Annotated in this window: 13 protein-coding genes; all 13 read right to left on the bottom strand. The window is 56.2% G+C overall.

Translation table 11 applies throughout. The features are described from left to right. Positions 1-231 precede the first annotated feature (231 nt). Positions 232-1302 (bottom strand): cell division protein FtsQ/DivIB, encoded by a 1071-nt coding sequence (locus tag HMPREF2854_RS04770; RefSeq protein WP_070619826.1) that lies wholly within the window; start codon positions 1300-1302, stop codon positions 232-234. Next, positions 1299-2678: a UDP-N-acetylmuramate--L-alanine ligase gene (murC, locus tag HMPREF2854_RS04765; RefSeq protein ID WP_070619823.1), complete on the bottom strand. Its 1380-nt coding sequence runs from the start codon at positions 2676-2678 to the stop codon at positions 1299-1301. Before murC ends, HMPREF2854_RS04770 begins: the two co-directional genes overlap by 4 nt. Continuing rightward, positions 2675-3826, bottom strand: coding sequence for an undecaprenyldiphospho-muramoylpentapeptide beta-N-acetylglucosaminyltransferase (gene murG / locus HMPREF2854_RS04760; protein WP_070619818.1), 1152 nt, complete (start codon positions 3824-3826; stop codon positions 2675-2677). The genes murC and murG overlap by 4 nt, the downstream gene beginning before the upstream one ends. A gap of 8 nt (positions 3827-3834) precedes the next feature. Then, positions 3835-5061 (bottom strand): FtsW/RodA/SpoVE family cell cycle protein, encoded by a 1227-nt coding sequence (locus HMPREF2854_RS04755; protein WP_070619815.1) that lies wholly within the window; start codon positions 5059-5061, stop codon positions 3835-3837. After that, a complete protein-coding gene (murD, locus tag HMPREF2854_RS04750; RefSeq protein WP_070619812.1) occupies positions 5054-6553 on the bottom strand; it encodes a UDP-N-acetylmuramoyl-L-alanine--D-glutamate ligase in 1500 nt (499 codons plus the stop codon). Before murD ends, HMPREF2854_RS04755 begins: the two co-directional genes overlap by 8 nt. Next, positions 6535-7623, bottom strand: coding sequence for a phospho-N-acetylmuramoyl-pentapeptide-transferase (gene mraY, locus HMPREF2854_RS04745; protein WP_070619809.1), 1089 nt, complete (start codon positions 7621-7623; stop codon positions 6535-6537). The genes murD and mraY overlap by 19 nt, the downstream gene beginning before the upstream one ends. 21 nt (positions 7624-7644) lie before the next feature. Next, positions 7645-9024: a UDP-N-acetylmuramoyl-tripeptide--D-alanyl-D-alanine ligase gene (murF, locus tag HMPREF2854_RS04740; RefSeq protein WP_070619806.1), complete on the bottom strand. Its 1380-nt coding sequence runs from the start codon at positions 9022-9024 to the stop codon at positions 7645-7647. Positions 9025-9067: 43 nt separating this feature from the next. Further along, positions 9068-10687, bottom strand: a complete 1620-nt coding sequence (locus HMPREF2854_RS04735) for a UDP-N-acetylmuramoyl-L-alanyl-D-glutamate--2,6-diaminopimelate ligase (protein ID WP_070619803.1) — start codon at positions 10685-10687, stop codon at positions 9068-9070. A 7-nt stretch (positions 10688-10694) separates the two neighbouring features. Beyond that, positions 10695-12449, bottom strand: a complete 1755-nt coding sequence (locus tag HMPREF2854_RS04730) for a peptidoglycan D,D-transpeptidase FtsI family protein (RefSeq protein ID WP_070619801.1) — start codon at positions 12447-12449, stop codon at positions 10695-10697. Positions 12450-12461: 12 nt separating this feature from the next. Continuing rightward, complete coding sequence (locus tag HMPREF2854_RS04725; protein ID WP_034510357.1) at positions 12462-12851, bottom strand: cell division protein FtsL; 390 nt, start codon at positions 12849-12851, stop codon at positions 12462-12464. Then, complete coding sequence (rsmH, locus tag HMPREF2854_RS04720; RefSeq protein ID WP_083309392.1) at positions 12848-13846, bottom strand: 16S rRNA (cytosine(1402)-N(4))-methyltransferase RsmH; 999 nt, start codon at positions 13844-13846, stop codon at positions 12848-12850. The genes HMPREF2854_RS04725 and rsmH overlap by 4 nt, the downstream gene beginning before the upstream one ends. A 97-nt stretch (positions 13847-13943) precedes the next feature. Continuing rightward, the gene (mraZ, locus tag HMPREF2854_RS04715; protein WP_034510360.1) at positions 13944-14375 is read right to left on the bottom strand and encodes a division/cell wall cluster transcriptional repressor MraZ; all 432 of its coding nucleotides are present in this window, start codon (positions 14373-14375) and stop codon (positions 13944-13946) included. Between the two features lie 265 nt (positions 14376-14640). Beyond that, positions 14641-15258, bottom strand: coding sequence for a response regulator transcription factor (locus HMPREF2854_RS04710; protein ID WP_034510362.1), 618 nt, complete (start codon positions 15256-15258; stop codon positions 14641-14643). Positions 15259-15260 lie beyond the last annotated feature (2 nt).

Below are 15260 nucleotides of genomic sequence, written 5' to 3'. Positions count from 1 at the left end.
ATCCCCTTACGTCTGTCTCGCCTGCCTAAACCTTAAGTTGAAGGTTTAAGTTTTGGCTCATCGTTGCACGCAGAAGATAAACGCGTTTCACGTCGGTTTCAAACACTGTTATGGGCGTGTCGCAACCTATTTTCCCGGCCGCGCTAAACCCTTGATTATTCACCTTTAATGGTCCAACAATTACCGACCGATAAACCCCCGCTTAAGATCCTTGCAATGTGGGGCTTATAACTACGAAGTTACCGGGCGAGCGGGAGTAGACACGTCGTACACCTGGGCGGGACGCTGGTCCAGCAATAGCTTGAGCACCTGCGCTTTCAGCTGCGAGTCACTCTCATCGCCCCACTTGATGATGCGCCCATCCAACGTGCGCATCTCTACGCTCGTCGGGTACGCGGTATACACCGTGATCTGCTGGGAAAGTTCTGCAGGTAGTTCATCCTTCACCGTAGCCACCCGCGCAACAGCCGCCGCCCGTTGCTCCTGCGACTCGATCTTTACCTCCACGATCGGCAAGCCCTCCGGCACGTCTGACGAGGAGCGCAACACCACGCCCTCGCGATCAATCACGTTGTATCCCTCATCGCTTTTCTCAGCAGCCATGGGCGTGCGCACCGTTACTTTCACGTTGAGTCCGTCCGGCCATGCGCGGGTGATTTCGGCTGCATCCACCTGAGCGATGCTCTCCACCTCACTTCGCGCGGCATTCATCGAAATGCGTGGGAGCGGCACATCCACAAAACCCGCAAGTTTCTCTTCAACGACCTCGGCGGTCACATCTTCATTCAGACCCGAAATCTTGATTTTCGAGGCTGTTAACGCAAAGAACGGCGAGAAGAAAACTGCCCATACTACGGCGGCTACCAACAAAACCGCTGCGAATGCAATGCCCACGCGGGTGAGGATGGCACTACGGCGAGCGCGTTTCATTTCCGCGCGACGCTCATTCAAACTGATTGTGTTTTTCTGGGAACCAAAAACCTCTGTGGCGCGCCGCGACGTGAAGTACTTCTGCAAGCTAGAGCTACGCGAAGGTTTGGATTTGTTTACCGAAGGATCGAACCTGTCTTCATCTGGCGCACCCGAAGATACTTGGTTCGACTTTTTTGCACGAGTAAAGCGCGTAAGGCTTAGACGCGATGAGGACTTCGGTTCTTCTGGCGCGCCTTCTGAAGACTTTTGATTAAAACCCTCAACCGGCTTTGACGTAGCGGGATTGGACCTTCCAAGGCGCTCAGCATCGACGCCTCGGTCCGCGTGTTCCTCGGACCGAGGCGTGTTTGGCAGCCCTGGACGTTTCACTTACTGGCGCCCCAGCGGTTTAAAATGACCTCACCCATCGATGTGATGCTACCGGCTCCCATGGTGATAACTAAATCGCCCTCGCGCGCTTCGTTCGCGATCGCTTGCGCAGCCTCACGCATGTCCGGAATGTAGCGGGCCCCGGGAACCTGGTTAGAGATAAGCTGCGATGTTACCCCCTCCACGGGATCTTCGCGCGCCCCAAAAATATCGGTAATATACAGCCGATCAGCCAGTTGGAAAGCTTTAGCAAACTCGGTCGCAAAAGTCTTGGTACGTGAATACAAGTGCGGCTGGAACAGTACCAGCACACGTCCGCCACCCGACTCCACGCGGGCTTGCCGCAACGCTGCCGCAACCTCGGACGGATGGTGCGCATAATCATCCACCAGGACCTTACCCTGTGCTTTTCCGCGCAGTTCGAAGCGTCTCCCCGTGCCTTTGAACGAGTGCAAGGCGGTTGCCATACGCTCCATCGGAACGCCCAGCTCAATACCCACTAGTAGCGCGCCCGTAGCGTTCTCCAAGTTGTGCGCCCCGCCCACGTTCAACGACAATTCCGTTTCTTGTCCATCGAAGCAAACAGTTGCGCTCGCATGTGCAGGGGCCAGGTTTGCCGCGGAAACCACTGCGTGCTTTTGCCCACGCCAAAGCCCCTCGTCTTCAGTTAGCCCGCCATAGGACCATACGCGCCCGCCCAGTTCCTCATACGCCCTACCGAGCCTTGCCGCCCCCTCGTCATCGCTACACACAACCAGAAGGCCACCCGGCACTATCTTTTGCGCGAACTTCAAGAAAGTTTGTTCAAACTCTTCGCGTGAACCGTAGTTATCCAAATGATCCGGTTCAACATTCGTTACCAGCGCCACCCTGGGGCTGTAATTCAAGAAGGACTTATCGGATTCATCGGCCTCCGCTACAAACACCGAGGAGGCACCCAAGTGTGCGCCCGTGTTGAAACCTGTTACGACCCCTCCCACCGCAAACGATGGGTCCATTCCCGCCTGGGACAGGGCCGCCGCTAGCATTCCCGATGAAGTCGTCTTGCCATGAGCGCCGGCAACAGCAACAAAATCCAATCCCTTAGCCGCCAACGCAAGCGCCTGGGAACGATGGAGCACCTCCTGACCGCGCTCGCGCGCAATCACCAACTCAGGATTTGACTCACGCACCGCCGTGGAAATCACCACGCGGGCGTCAGCCGGCACGTGAGCAGCGTCGTGCCCCACAAAAACCTCAATCCCAAGCGAACGCAAATGATCGAGATTCTTCGAATCCTTCGCATCTGATCCGCCCACTACCTCACCCTTAGCGTGAAGCAGCTCCGCAACCACGGACATACCTGCCCCGCCAATACCGATCAGATAGAAACTCATTTGACCTGCCCCCTGCATAGGACCGATTCAACCAAATCTGCCATGCGATAGGCGGCGTCCACGTGACCGAGCTTCGCGGACTCCTTGGCCATATCCTCCAAGCGCTGGGAAGAATCAAGCAGAGGTACCACAAAGGAGCGGACAATCTTTTCTGAAAAATCACTGTCGTCGAACAGCATTGCCCCACCCTTGCGCACCTGCTCTAGTGCGTTCAGCTTCTGCTCGCCATTTCCAATCGGAAGCGGAACATAAACGGCCGGCAGTCCCAAGGCCGTGAGCTCGGCAACCATACCTGCACCCGCCCTGCCAATAACCAGGTCTGCGGCCGCGAAGTACGTCTCCATATCCATCGCGTATTCGCGCAGGGTCCAAGTACCGGCAAAACCGCTCGCCGCGACTTCATCGGCAATCCCTTCGGATTTTCCCTTGCCCGTCAAATGCAAAACCTGATGATCTGGCCCAAATGCCGAGGCCGCCTGCACCATCACCTGATTCAAATGTAGGGCTCCAAGAGAACCGCCCGTGATCAGCACAGTTGGTTTAGTTGGGTCGAGTCCGAGCTGCGCACAAGCCTGCTCGCGCCGCCTTGCCCTTCCCTCTTGACTAGCCCGATCCTCGGCAAGCTGCCTAATAGCAGGGCGTAGGGGAAGCCCCGTAACTTCCGTTATCCCCCGGCGAGCTTTCAAACTAGTTTGCGAAAATGTCAGAGCAAGTGCCGCCGCAAAACGAGCACCCAGCTTATTTGCTAAACCCGCGCGAGCGTTTTGCTCGTGGATCACCACGGGGATTCCTTGCGCTCGAGCCGCCAAATACGCAGGCGCTGAAACGTAACCGCCAAAACCAACTACGGCCTCGACTCCCCCACTCTTGATCAAACGCTCAACGTCGCGCACCGTCTTTGCTAAGTCCGGCGCAAATGTCAAAGCCGCCTTGTTCGGGCGACGCGGCGCCGCAACCTTCTTAATGGTGTGAAGCGTAATACCAGCTTGTGGCACTAGGTCCATTTCGAGGCCCGAAGCCGTTCCCAGAGCCTGCACTTCGATATCGCGATCACGCAAAACCGAAGCCACAGCCAGCAATGGATTCACGTGCCCCGCGGATCCACCTCCCGCTAAAAGGACTCTTGCACCCGCGTTAACCGAAGTCATCTCTACACCTACTTTTTCGAAGGCCTGCGAAATAGCGTACGCAAACCAAACGCCTTTTCCATACCCGAATCTTTTCGAGCAAAGCTCAATACTATTCCCAGGCCAGCACAAGTGGCCACAAACGCCGAACCGCCCGTTGAAATCAGAGGTAGCGGAACACCAATCACGGGCAAAACCGCCACCACTGCACCCATGTTAATGATTGCCTGCGCCCCGATCCACATGGTTACACCGCCCGACACAATGCGCGAAAAATCATCGGAGTGGTACAGCGACAGGCGCGTGAGGCCATAGATCAGCACTGCAAACGTGACAACAACGAACACCGTGCCAATCAAGCCAAGTTCTTCACCCAAAATCGCAAAGATAAAGTCCGTGTGGGCCTCGGCCAGATAGTTCCATTTCTCTTTCGAAGCACCGGGCCCTACACCGGTTAGACCGCCCGATCCTAGAGCCCACAACGCGTGGTCAATCTGTTCGGGTGCCGCGGGATTAGGAGGCTGCCTAAACCCCGGTATAACGGAAATAATGCGTTGCAAGCGCGACTGGTTCTGAAACACTGCAAATGCGGCAACCGGGATAAAAGCGAGTACCGCAATACCAAACCACTTACCGGGTACACGTGCAGCAGCTAGAGCTCCCGCGGCCAGTGCCACCACGACTAGAGCTGTACCGAGGTCATGACCCGCCATAATGCCACCCAGGCCAACCGCGAGGGGCAAACCCACATTTACCGCGATGTGCGTAAAATTCGTGCGATCCAGATTCAGCCTGATAATGACCCAGCCAATAAACAGTGCCATCCCGACCTTTAACGCTTCTGATGGCTGGATTAGAAAGGATATGCCGGGGATCATGATCCAGTTAGTGTTACCACCGGATTCTACGCCCAGAGGGGTGACAACCAAGAACTGCAGTATTAAGGTCGCTATAAACACCCAGGGAGCAGCGCGATACCAAAACCGGTTTGGTAGCCTCATAGCCACGACCAGGGTGAATACCCCAAACGCCATGATTAGAAGATTGCGAAGGTAGGCAGTATATGGATTCTCTCCCTGCGATATGACACGCACGGTTGAGGCAGAAAACACCATCACGAAACCTATCGCGATGAGGCAAATGACCGGCACCAAAATCAGGTAATACGTGGTGACCGGAGAAGGCTCAGCGCGGCTTCCCGTTCCAAATTGGAGCTTCGGGATGCTTCTGGCGCGGGTCTTCAGCTTTTCAATCACCGGGCAGCTCCTGCGGGGTTTGCCACGCCTCGTCCAAACGTGCAACGGCCTCGCGGAACACGTCACCGCGTTCGGCGTAGCTATTGAATTGGTCCCACGACGCAGCGGCAGGAGCTAATACAACCGTGTCTCCAGGCCGCGACAAAGCCACGGCCTCATTGACCACGGAATACATCCAATCTTCATGCCCATCCACAACCACGTGCGGAATTTGCGGCGCAACGTCAGTAAGCGCACTCGTGATTGGCGTAGGGTCAGCACCTATCACCACCACGCCGCGCAATGCCGGCGCAACAGCCTTCACCAGGGAGTGGAAGTCCTGGCCCTTAGCGTCCCCTCCGGCGATCCAAATGACTGTTCCCGGGGCGAAACCTGACAGGGACGCGGCAGCCGCGTGCGCATTAGTAGCCTTCGAATCATCAATCCAAATCATGTCGGCAACCTCGCCAATCACTTGGCGCCGGTGCCCGGCCGGATGGAATGCACGCAGCCCCGCAACCACAGCACTAGAATCAATGTCCTTCTTCGAATACGCGCCGTAGGCTCGAGCAAGCGCGATTGCGGCCAAAGTGTCTTTGATGATCGCAGCAGAAGGGGATGGACCCGCGAAGTGAGCCACGTCGGCGAGCGTGGCAAGAGCCGCTGCCTGCGTATGCCGGTTAGCTACAAAAGCACGGTCAACGATGAGCACCTCATCCTCATCTTGGGCAAGGCCAATCTGGGACACCGCCGGAACGTCAAGAGCGTAGCCAATTGCTCGTGCCCCTTCGGTCACATCAGCTTGCATCACCATGTTCTCGACAACTAAATCTGCCGCGTCATACACACATGCCACGCGCGTGTTCTCATACACTCGCGCCTTCGCCTTCGCATACTCCTCAACCGTTCCATGCCAATCCAGATGATCAGCATCCACGTTCAGACAGACAGACGCTACGGGCTCCACTGATTGCGTGGAATATAGCTGGAAGCTAGAAAGCTCAACAGCCAGCACGTTCACGTCCTCGTTCATCACAACGCTGACGATCGGCATGCCAACGTTGCCAACCACGCGTACACGCTCAGAAGCCGCCTCTAAAATCGCACCTAAAAGACCAACCGTGGTGGTCTTGCCGTTGGTGCCAGTCACGGTGAGCCAAGCGATGTCTTTACCGAGGTGCTGCTGGATCTGCCAGGCGAGCTCAACCTCGCTCCACACCGGTAAGTTCAGATTCCGCGCCGCTTGAAACACGGGAGAATGCGGGGCAACTCCGGGAGATACCACCACTAGGCCGAAATCATCCGCAAGAGCGCTAGCCTGCTCTGCCTCACCACCAATAACGAACTGCTGGTTACCCGATTCAAACGACGCAAACCCTTCGGGCGCCTTCAAGTCGAAGCCAACCGCCCGTACCCCAAGCTGGCCTAAAGCATCCATAACCGCGCGGCCCGTAGTTCCCAGGCCGATTACCGCGACTTTAGATTCAAGCCAGCTCACAGCCGCGCCACCCATTCCGCGTAGAACAGCGACAGCCCAAGCACGGCAAACAAGCCTGCAATAATCCAGAATCGAATTACGATCGTGATTTCTTTCCAACCCAAAAGTTCAAAATGGTGGTGAAGCGGCGCCATTCGGAACACGCGCTTGCCCGTCAGCTTGAATACGCCAATCTGGATCACGTCAGACATCACGATAATCATGAATAGTCCGCCAATAATGATCGCCAGAAACTCCGTTTGGGTAAGAATCGACATTCCCGCAAACGCGCCACCCAGAGCGAGCGAGCCGGTGTCACCCATAAAAATCTGTGCCGGGGCTGCATTCCACCAGAGGAATCCAAACGCCGCGCCCACTATCGCCGCGGAAGCTACCGCGAGCCCCAGAGAATCCCTCACCTCATAACACAAGGCGGCGTTCGCAACCGTTACCGCACAGGATTGGTAGTACTGCCATATCGCGATCACGGTGTACGCGCCAAAAACAAACATCGATGAGCCCGTTGCCAGGCCATCAAGACCATCCGTTAAGTTCACCGCATTAGACCAAGCGGCCACGAGGAAATTCGCCCACAAAATAAACAGGATCACGCCTAGCGCCGTGCCGGCGAAAGCTAAGTTTGCCCAATCCAGATCGCGCACGACCGAAATCTTCATCGAGGCGGGAGTATTGCCCCTGGCATCAGGGAAGCTAAGCGCTAATCCGGCAAAAACCGTGCCGACGGCCAATTGTCCCAGGATCTTTGCCGCCGGATTCAAACCAAGTGAACGGTGTCTCTTAATCTTGATGAAATCATCCAAAAAGCCAACGACGCCAAGTCCAACAAACAAAAACATGAGCAGGCTAGAAGATAGGTCCGGCAACCGCCCAATCGAAATATGCCCTACCAGCCAGCCAATCAACGAAGCAGCAATTATCACGACACCGCCCATAGTTGGCGTGCCGCGCTTCGTAAAGTGCTGGGTTGGCCCGTCCTGACGGATGAACTGCCCGTACTCTTTACGAATCAGCAGCTTAATAAAAGCTTTGGTGCCGAACAGCGCGATGACCAACGATACGGCCGTCGCAACGACAATGGCTACCACGTTTAAGCCCTCCGGTCCTAACTACGCTAAAAACTCGTCGGCGATTTTCCAGACCCCCGAACCATTCGATCCCTTCAAGAATACGAAGTCTCCCGCTTGAACCAAATCGCGCAACTTAGCTCCCGCCTCTTCCGCACTCTCAAAGTGATAAATGTCGGCCTTTCCAACAAGCGGCTCGCCAATTGGTTGAGCACCCTCACCAACCGTGATCAGCACATCCACGCGGGCCTCATCAGCCAGGCGCCCTACCTCCCGGTGCAGAGACGTTGAACTCTTCCCCAGCTCAAGCATCACGCCAAGCACAGCGATGCGCCGCGCCCCATTTTCTCCCAGCTTTCCAAGCACCTCCAGGCCCGCCTTCATCGAATCCGGATTCGCATTATACGAATCGTCGATTATCGTAATGCCGCGCGCACGCGTGACACTCATACGGTGCGGGCTCTGCGCGCGTAGCGAATTTAGCGTCTCGACGATCTTTTGCGGATCCAAACCAAGAGTCAGGCAAACGCTGATAGCCGCGAGCGCGTTGGACACCTGATGACGGCCCACAAGGCCAAGCTTTACCTTCTTCAGAACGTCTCCCGCCTCAAGATCGAAGGTAGCGCAAGACGAGTCATCGAGCTTTACGTTAACGGCGCGCACTTCCGCGTCAGACTTACCCGCAGCAGAAAAGAACAAGACCGCGCCCTTGGCTAGCGACTGCATATCGCGAACATTTGGATCGTCGCGATTCAAAATTGCTGTGCCGCCCTTGGCTAGACCCTCAACAAGCTCCGCCTTGGCGTGTGCCAATGCCGGAACCGAGCCGAAACCACCCAGGTGCGCCTTGCCCACCGCAAGCTCAACTGCAATATCCGGAGAGGCAATCTTCGCAAGGTACTGCAAATGTCCCGGCCCGGAAGCCCCCATCTCCAATACCAAATAACGCGTGTTCTCATCCGCTCGAAGAACTGTCAACGGCATGCCAACCTCGTTATTAAACGAAGAAACCGGCGCAACAGTGGGCGCGAACGCGCGCAAAATTCCCGCCGTTAGATCCTTCGTGGTGGTCTTGCCTACAGAGCCGGTGATCCCCACAACGTCGATATCGCCCGCTTCGCGAAGCTTCTTCAGATGGGCCTGCGCCAGCAACCCCAGCGCCTTCGTTGCATCTTTCACCACGATCTTGGTCAGATTCTGCGGCCCCGCGTCCTCTCGCGTCACAATCGCCGCAACAGCGCCACGTTCAACCGCCGAATCAAGGTAATCATGACCATCGGCGTGCTCACCGACACGCGCAATGTACAACGATTCCGGGGTCACCTCACGCGAATCCGTGTACACGCCACCGGAAACGACCGTGTTATCACCAACCAGTCGACCGTCGACGACTTTCGCAATCTCGTCTGCTGAGTACCTCATTCGCCTCTCCATCTAAACGCCGCGACACGTCCTTGTATCAGTATTACTGAAAATCTTCCCACGTTTTGCTGATCATTCGTAACTTTGGCAACGCGGTTGTTGCCGGCTCGCCAGTTCCCAGCGACGAAGTGCGTGAAGAACGCTTCGAAAGTGCGGCTCGTGCCTCCACCCGATCGTCCAATACGTGGGGTTTTTCACCAATCATCTGGATCGTCTCATGTCCGCGGCCCGCGATCAGCACCGTGTCGTCCGGGTTTGCTGCCAGCACGGCCTCGTAAATCGCACTCTTGCGGTCATCACTTTCCCACGCGGCACGGGCCCGACCTGGTGCGCCTTCAAACCCAGCGGCAACCTCAGCGCGAATCTGCGCCGGGTCTTCTCCGTAGATGTCGTCATCAGTGAGCACCACAAAATCAGCTGAGGCCAACGCCACCGAGCCCATTTCCGGCCGCTTACCGCGATCTCGCTCTCCCGTTGCACCAAACAAAATCCACAACGCCCCCGGCGTTACCGGGTCTAGAGCCGCGCACGCGCTCGCAATGGCATCGGCTGTGTGAGCGAAGTCTACGATAACGAGTGGCGCGGACGGTGAGCGTTCCGCCACTACCTCCATACGCCCGGGGACCCCCGGCGTGCGAGCAAGCTCCTCGCACACCCTAGCAGTCTCAAAACCTAAACTGACCAAGATAGCCAGGGCCGTCAGCTCATTTTGCACGTTAATCATTCCCGGCAGTGGGCAATGCAGACGCACATTAGTCTTACCTTCGCGGATCGTCACATCCGTTCCCGCATCCACCTGGTTAAGCGAGTGTGAAATGACGCGCCAATCAGCCTCGGAATTGGTTGAAACCGTCACCGTGGGTATGCGCACCATTTGCGCCAGCTGTTCTCCCCACTCGTCATCTACACAAATCACTGCTCGCTTCGAAAGACAACCGTCAAACAGGCTGGCTTTTGCCTCGAAGTAGCTCTCCATCGTTTTATGGAAATCCAAATGATCGCGCTGCAGATTCAAGAATGCTGAAACGTCAAACTTCATCCCCGCCACGCGGTGCAGACTCAATGCGTGGCTAGAGACCTCCATGACCACGTTCTTTGCACCGCGCTCCAATGCCCAGGCCAAAACACGATGCAAAACGGGTGCTTCGAGAGACGTGCGTGCAGAAGAAACATGCGTGTCACCGAGGCTCACCCCCACCGTCCCGATCAACAGCGTGGGGCCTGACATCTGCGAAAGCACGTGATGCACAAAGTGTGCAGTTGTGGTCTTACCGTTCGTTCCAGTAATTCCAATAACGCTCATGGACTCGCCGGGATTGCCATAAACGTGGGCCGCCGCCAACCCTGCGAATGCCCGCGGATCTGCTACCTCCAGCAGTGCAAAACCCTCTGTGCCCTCGAGCATAGAAACCCCAGCGGCGTCTGTGACAACTGCGACGACACCCCCCGCAATAGCTTTAGGGGCGAACTCTGCGCCATGACGTTTGAAGCCGGGAATCGCAACGAATAGGTCCCCTGGCTGCACATCCGCCGAATCGAGCGTTACCCCAGTAACCAGCGGATCGGAATCCGCACGGCGGATTGTAGCCCCCAGCGCACTCGCAAGATGCTGCGCGCTGATTCCCCTTACCGAGCTAGGACGTAAATCTTTTAGTTCACTCATAGCAGTCCTAAGGCTTCATCGGGTAAAGCACGGCCTCTTCAGACGAGCCTGGAATACCCAGATTTTGCACCGACTCTGTAACAATTGATTTGAACAACGGGCCCGCAGACTGAGCAGCAAGGATTCCGTACTTTGGCAGGTACAAGATAACCGAAACCGCAATAACCGGCTTATCGGCGGGAACAACACCTGCAACTGTCGTGGCCGTACCAATCGTCAGCCCATTCTCGAAAACCTCGGCACTACCCGTCTTCGCAGCTATGCGATAACCCTCAACGTTAAACGTATAGCCCGTGCCCTCTTCATCGGCCGTCGTTGATTCAAGCATCGTCAAAACCGTCTTAGCCGTATCTGCGTCGAGAGCACGTTCCGGTTCGCGCTGCGGAGCGGCCTCGTAAGTACCGTCCGGACTAGTCCACCCTTCAATCAGGCGGGCAGGCTGATACACACCCCCGTTAGCAAAGGCAGCCATCATTCCAACCTGCTGTAGCTGGGTTACCGCGTAACCTTGCCCAAACATAGTGGTGTAGCGCTGACGCCCATCCCACTGTGACGGATCTACCAAAATACCGGGAGCCTCCCCCGGCAGACCGATATCAATTGCCTCGCCAAGGTGCATTGCTTTCATAAGCTTATAGCGCTCATCGTCAGTAACCATCGATCCGACACGGACGGTAGCGGTGTTAGAAGATTCCGCAAGGACACCCGTTGCGGTGAGCGTGTAGTCAGGATGCTCGTGTGAATCCTGAAACTCTTGCCCATCTGGCGTTGTGTACTTGTACTGCGACAGCACCGGGGTTACGGGGGTAATTTTTGCTTCGTCAAGGGCAGTGGCAAATGTCAAAATCTTGCCGATAGAGCCGGGCTCCACCGAGTATTGCACGCTCTTAACCGGCTGTGGCTGGTTGGTAATTGGTTTGTTTCCCGATTCGGCCATGGCCAAGATCTTGCCCGTAGAGATCTCTTGAACAATGGCGCTTCCCCACTGGGCCGAATAGGTTTCCACGGCCTTATTTACAATCTCCTCAGTGGAGTGTTGTAGATCCAAACGTAGCGTTGTGTGCACGGTCGCGCCTTGAACAGCTGGTTCCGAGATCGTTTTGCCACCCGGAATGACCTCACCGTAGGGGCCATACTCTTGGACCATGCGACCAGGCTGACCCGTTAGCTTAGCGTCCTGCGTGAGTTCAAGACCCGACGAGCCCTTTCCTTCGGCATCGATGGTCCCAATAATCGAGGCTGCGACCGTGTCGTTTGGGTACACGCGCTTGTAGGAAGGCTCCCACTCGATGCCGTAAATCTGTAGTGCACGTACCTTCCGCCAGGTCTCAACGTCAACGTCTTTCTTCAGATAGTGGTACGTGGAGTTGCCAATCAGTTGGCCTCCCACCTCGGCCTCGTCCATCTGCAAAACCGGAGCAAGTTTTTGCGCAACAAAAACGGGGCCCGCCCCAATTTGGGTTCGGTTACCCTCTTCGTCGATGTCCCACACTTTGGTGTTGGCGATATTCACCTGGTTTACCGCAATGTGGTAGGTCTCCACTGTGGTTGCAAACGTGCTTCCGTTAGCATCTACGATGTCTCCGCGCCGCGGATCAATCGTTGCCGCATGCATGCGCACCGACCTACCCTGCTCGGCCAGATCAGCTCCTTGAATTATCTGCACATTAATCAGCTGCAGCATAATCGCAACGAGAAAGAAGATAGCGATGCCAAAAAATACACGTGTCGCCGTTTGCGAGCCGGCCTGCGATTTACTCACCTGGCCTCCTAACTAACGAACGGCTGCGATTCCGCCCTCTACACTACCTTCACTCAGTTTAATGAAACCCGCCTGACCTGCAGGGACCATGCCCTGCGCGTCCGCCGCCTTTTGCAACGCTGCCGGAGATGAGGCCACCTGCAACTTCTGCCGTAGTGTTTGCGTCTCTTCAGTCAGCCGAACAAGCTCTGCACGGGAGTCGCGAATCTCGTAGGCGGTTTGCGCCATTTGGGTAGTGATAAACAGGTTCACAGCAAGTACCGCGATCAACACCAACGCAACTATAGCGATCACGGGGAAAGCAGCTCGCGGACCAGCCTCGGACGCGATAACGCGAAGAGGAGGACGCGATTGCTCGCGCCTTGGCTGAGCCGGCCGCGTTCTTAGAGCGCTCGACGTCATTGGGAGCTCCTTTTATCTTGCTTGTTGTAGGGAGTGTTAAGTTGGACCGCGCGCAAGCGCACCGATTTAGCCCGCGGATTCACCGCAACTTCAGCCTCCGACGCTTGAATCGCCTTCCTCGTAAGAAGTTCCAAAGGAGCTTGCGGCTGTTCACTAGGCCGGATCGGTAACCCCTTTGGCATTTGCAGGGGTGTAGAGCCTTCTTTGAATAGGTGCTTAACGATGCGATCCTCGAGAGATTGGTACGACTCCACCGCCAAGCGACCCCCAACGCGCAAAGTCGACAGCGCGGAGGGCAACGCCCGTTCCAAAATCGTGAGCTCATCATTTACAGCTATTCGAAGGGCCTGGAACGTCCGCTTCGCGGGGTGTCCACCCGAGCGCCGCGTTGCCGCCGGGATCGTTTCACGAACCAGCTCCGCTAGTTGCACAGAGTCCGTAAGCGGCTGCTCCTCGCGTGTCAAGACAATGCGTCGCGCGATCCGGCTGGCAAACCTCTCTTCGCCATAAACTCGCAGGATTCGAGCTAGCTCAGCTTCACTAGCAGACGCGAGCAAATCCGCAGCACTCATTCCGCCGGTTTGATCCATGCGCATATCTAGGGGTGCCCGGCGTGAATATGAGAAACCCCGTTCATCGTCATCGAGCTGAAGGGATGAGACACCCAGATCCATGAACACCGCATCAACCGCTGATAGACCAGCCTGCGCAATGACGCTTTCAATCTGATCATAAGTGGCGAGAAACGGAGTAAAACGAGATCCGAACTGCGCAAGGCGCGCACTGGCCAGCTCAATCGCACGCGGATCTCGGTCAATACCGATAACCGAAGCATTTGGGAAGGCCTTAAGAACCGCCTCGGTATGGCCACCCATACCGAGAGTCCCGTCTACCAGCACACCACCATTGGCCAAAACTGGATCCAGCAATTCAAGAACGTTGGATACGAGAACGGGATCATGTAGCTCACTGATTGCTTCAGGCGAAAGCTCCACGATGCCCCCTCTCATTACGAACTAGTTCAGCCAGGACTCCCACCGCGTCCGCCGCCGGGGAAGTGACTTCGGATTCTCGGTTGGAGACCAGGATGAACTAGAACATTCCCGGAATAATTTCGTCGGCAGTAGACGAGAAGACCTCTTCTTGATTCTCGAGGTACATTGCCCACTGCTCGGCGTCCCAAATCTCCACCCGCGCGCCAGCTCCTATTACAGCTAGATCGCGAGTAAGACCCGCATAGGTGCGAAGGTTCTGCGGGATCGTGATTCGCCCCTGCTTGTCCGGCAACTCGTCTGAAGCGCCCGAAAGCATCACGCGAACGTAATCGCGTGCCTGCTTTGAGCTCAGCGGAGCCTGCCGTAGCTGGTCGAACATGCCTTCAAACTCGGACTTTGGAAACGCGTACAGGCACCTGTCCTGACCTCGCGTTAGCACCAAGCCTTCCAAAAGCTGTTCACGAAACTTCGCGGGCAAGATCACGCGCCCCTTCGGATCTAGCTTTGGCTCATACGTACCTAGGAACACGTTTCACCTCCCCGTCGCTAACCACACCTATTCGGTTATCACCACTTTACCCCACTTCCCACCCCATTGGAACATTATAAGCGCGATTTCCAAATGTTGAACATAAATAAAGCCTGCTAAATAGCCAAAAATTAAGTGTGGAGTGAGGTGGAGGGATTTTTGTGTTTTGCGTCAATCTTCGGAACCAGGAGGAGCACCCTGGGCGCGAAAATGGGCTGAGAGGAAATCCTCTCAGCCCAAACAGGATGCGTGGTTCGAAGTGGAGCTACAGCCAGCCGCGGTCCCGAGCTATCCTCGACGCCTCGTAACGGTTGTCTGCCCCAACCTTTGCTATCGCCGACGAAATGTGGTTTCGCACCGTTCCTTGGCTTAAGCCCAACGCCTCGGCTACATGTTTGATCGACCCGCCCGCAAGGGCGGCTCGTAACACGTCTGCCTCCCGCTCCGATAGCGGAGAACGCGGCGTAAATAAGGACTCTTCCGCGAGCGCAGGGTCGATCACGCGCAGACCGCGATGGACGCGCCGCACCGCTTCAGCTAGCTGCGACGATGGCGTGTCTTTGACGATAAATCCGAGGGCCCCAGCTTCAAGAGCTCGCTGTAAGTATCCGGGGCGACCGAACGTAGTGACTATTAGAACCCGCGCAGGCAGGTGAAGTTGCGATACTTTCTCAGCAACTTCAAGACCGGTTAAGGATTCCTCCCCCATTTCAATATCCAGCAGCAGCACGTCCGCTTCCTTGCGGCGCGCAATGTCAAGCGCCTCATTACCCGTTGCAACGTCCGCCACAACCTCAATGTCAGCTTCGAGAGCCAGCAGAGCGGCAAGTGCTCCGCGCACGAGATGCTGGTCGTCTGCGATTACGACACGGATTGCTTCCATCG

The sequence above is a fragment of the Actinomyces sp. HMSC075B09 genome, assembly GCF_001812395.1.
GTDB classification, from domain to species: Bacteria; Actinomycetota; Actinomycetes; order Actinomycetales; family Actinomycetaceae; genus Gleimia; species Gleimia europaea.
Note: the sequence above shows the minus strand (reverse complement) of the source record. Positions and strands in the feature narration are given on the sequence as shown.

Excerpts from the sequence above, each read along its gene's own strand:
- murC (WP_070619823.1), bottom strand. The coding sequence starts at position 2,678 with ATGAGTTTCTATCTGATCGGTATTGGCGGGGCAGGTATGTCCGTGGTT.
- murG (WP_070619818.1), bottom strand. The coding sequence starts at position 3,826 with ATGACTTCGGTTAACGCGGGTGCAAGAGTCCTTTTAGCGGGAGGTGGA.
- murD (WP_070619812.1), bottom strand. The coding sequence starts at position 6,553 with ATGGGTGGCGCGGCTGTGAGCTGGCTTGAATCTAAAGTCGCGGTAATC.
- murF (WP_070619806.1), bottom strand. The coding sequence starts at position 9,024 with ATGAGGTACTCAGCAGACGAGATTGCGAAAGTCGTCGACGGTCGACTG.
- HMPREF2854_RS04735 (WP_070619803.1), bottom strand. The coding sequence starts at position 10,687 with ATGAGTGAACTAAAAGATTTACGTCCTAGCTCGGTAAGGGGAATCAGC.
- HMPREF2854_RS04725 (WP_034510357.1), bottom strand. The coding sequence starts at position 12,851 with ATGACGTCGAGCGCTCTAAGAACGCGGCCGGCTCAGCCAAGGCGCGAG.
- HMPREF2854_RS04710 (WP_034510362.1), bottom strand. The coding sequence starts at position 15,258 with ATGGAAGCAATCCGTGTCGTAATCGCAGACGACCAGCATCTCGTGCGC.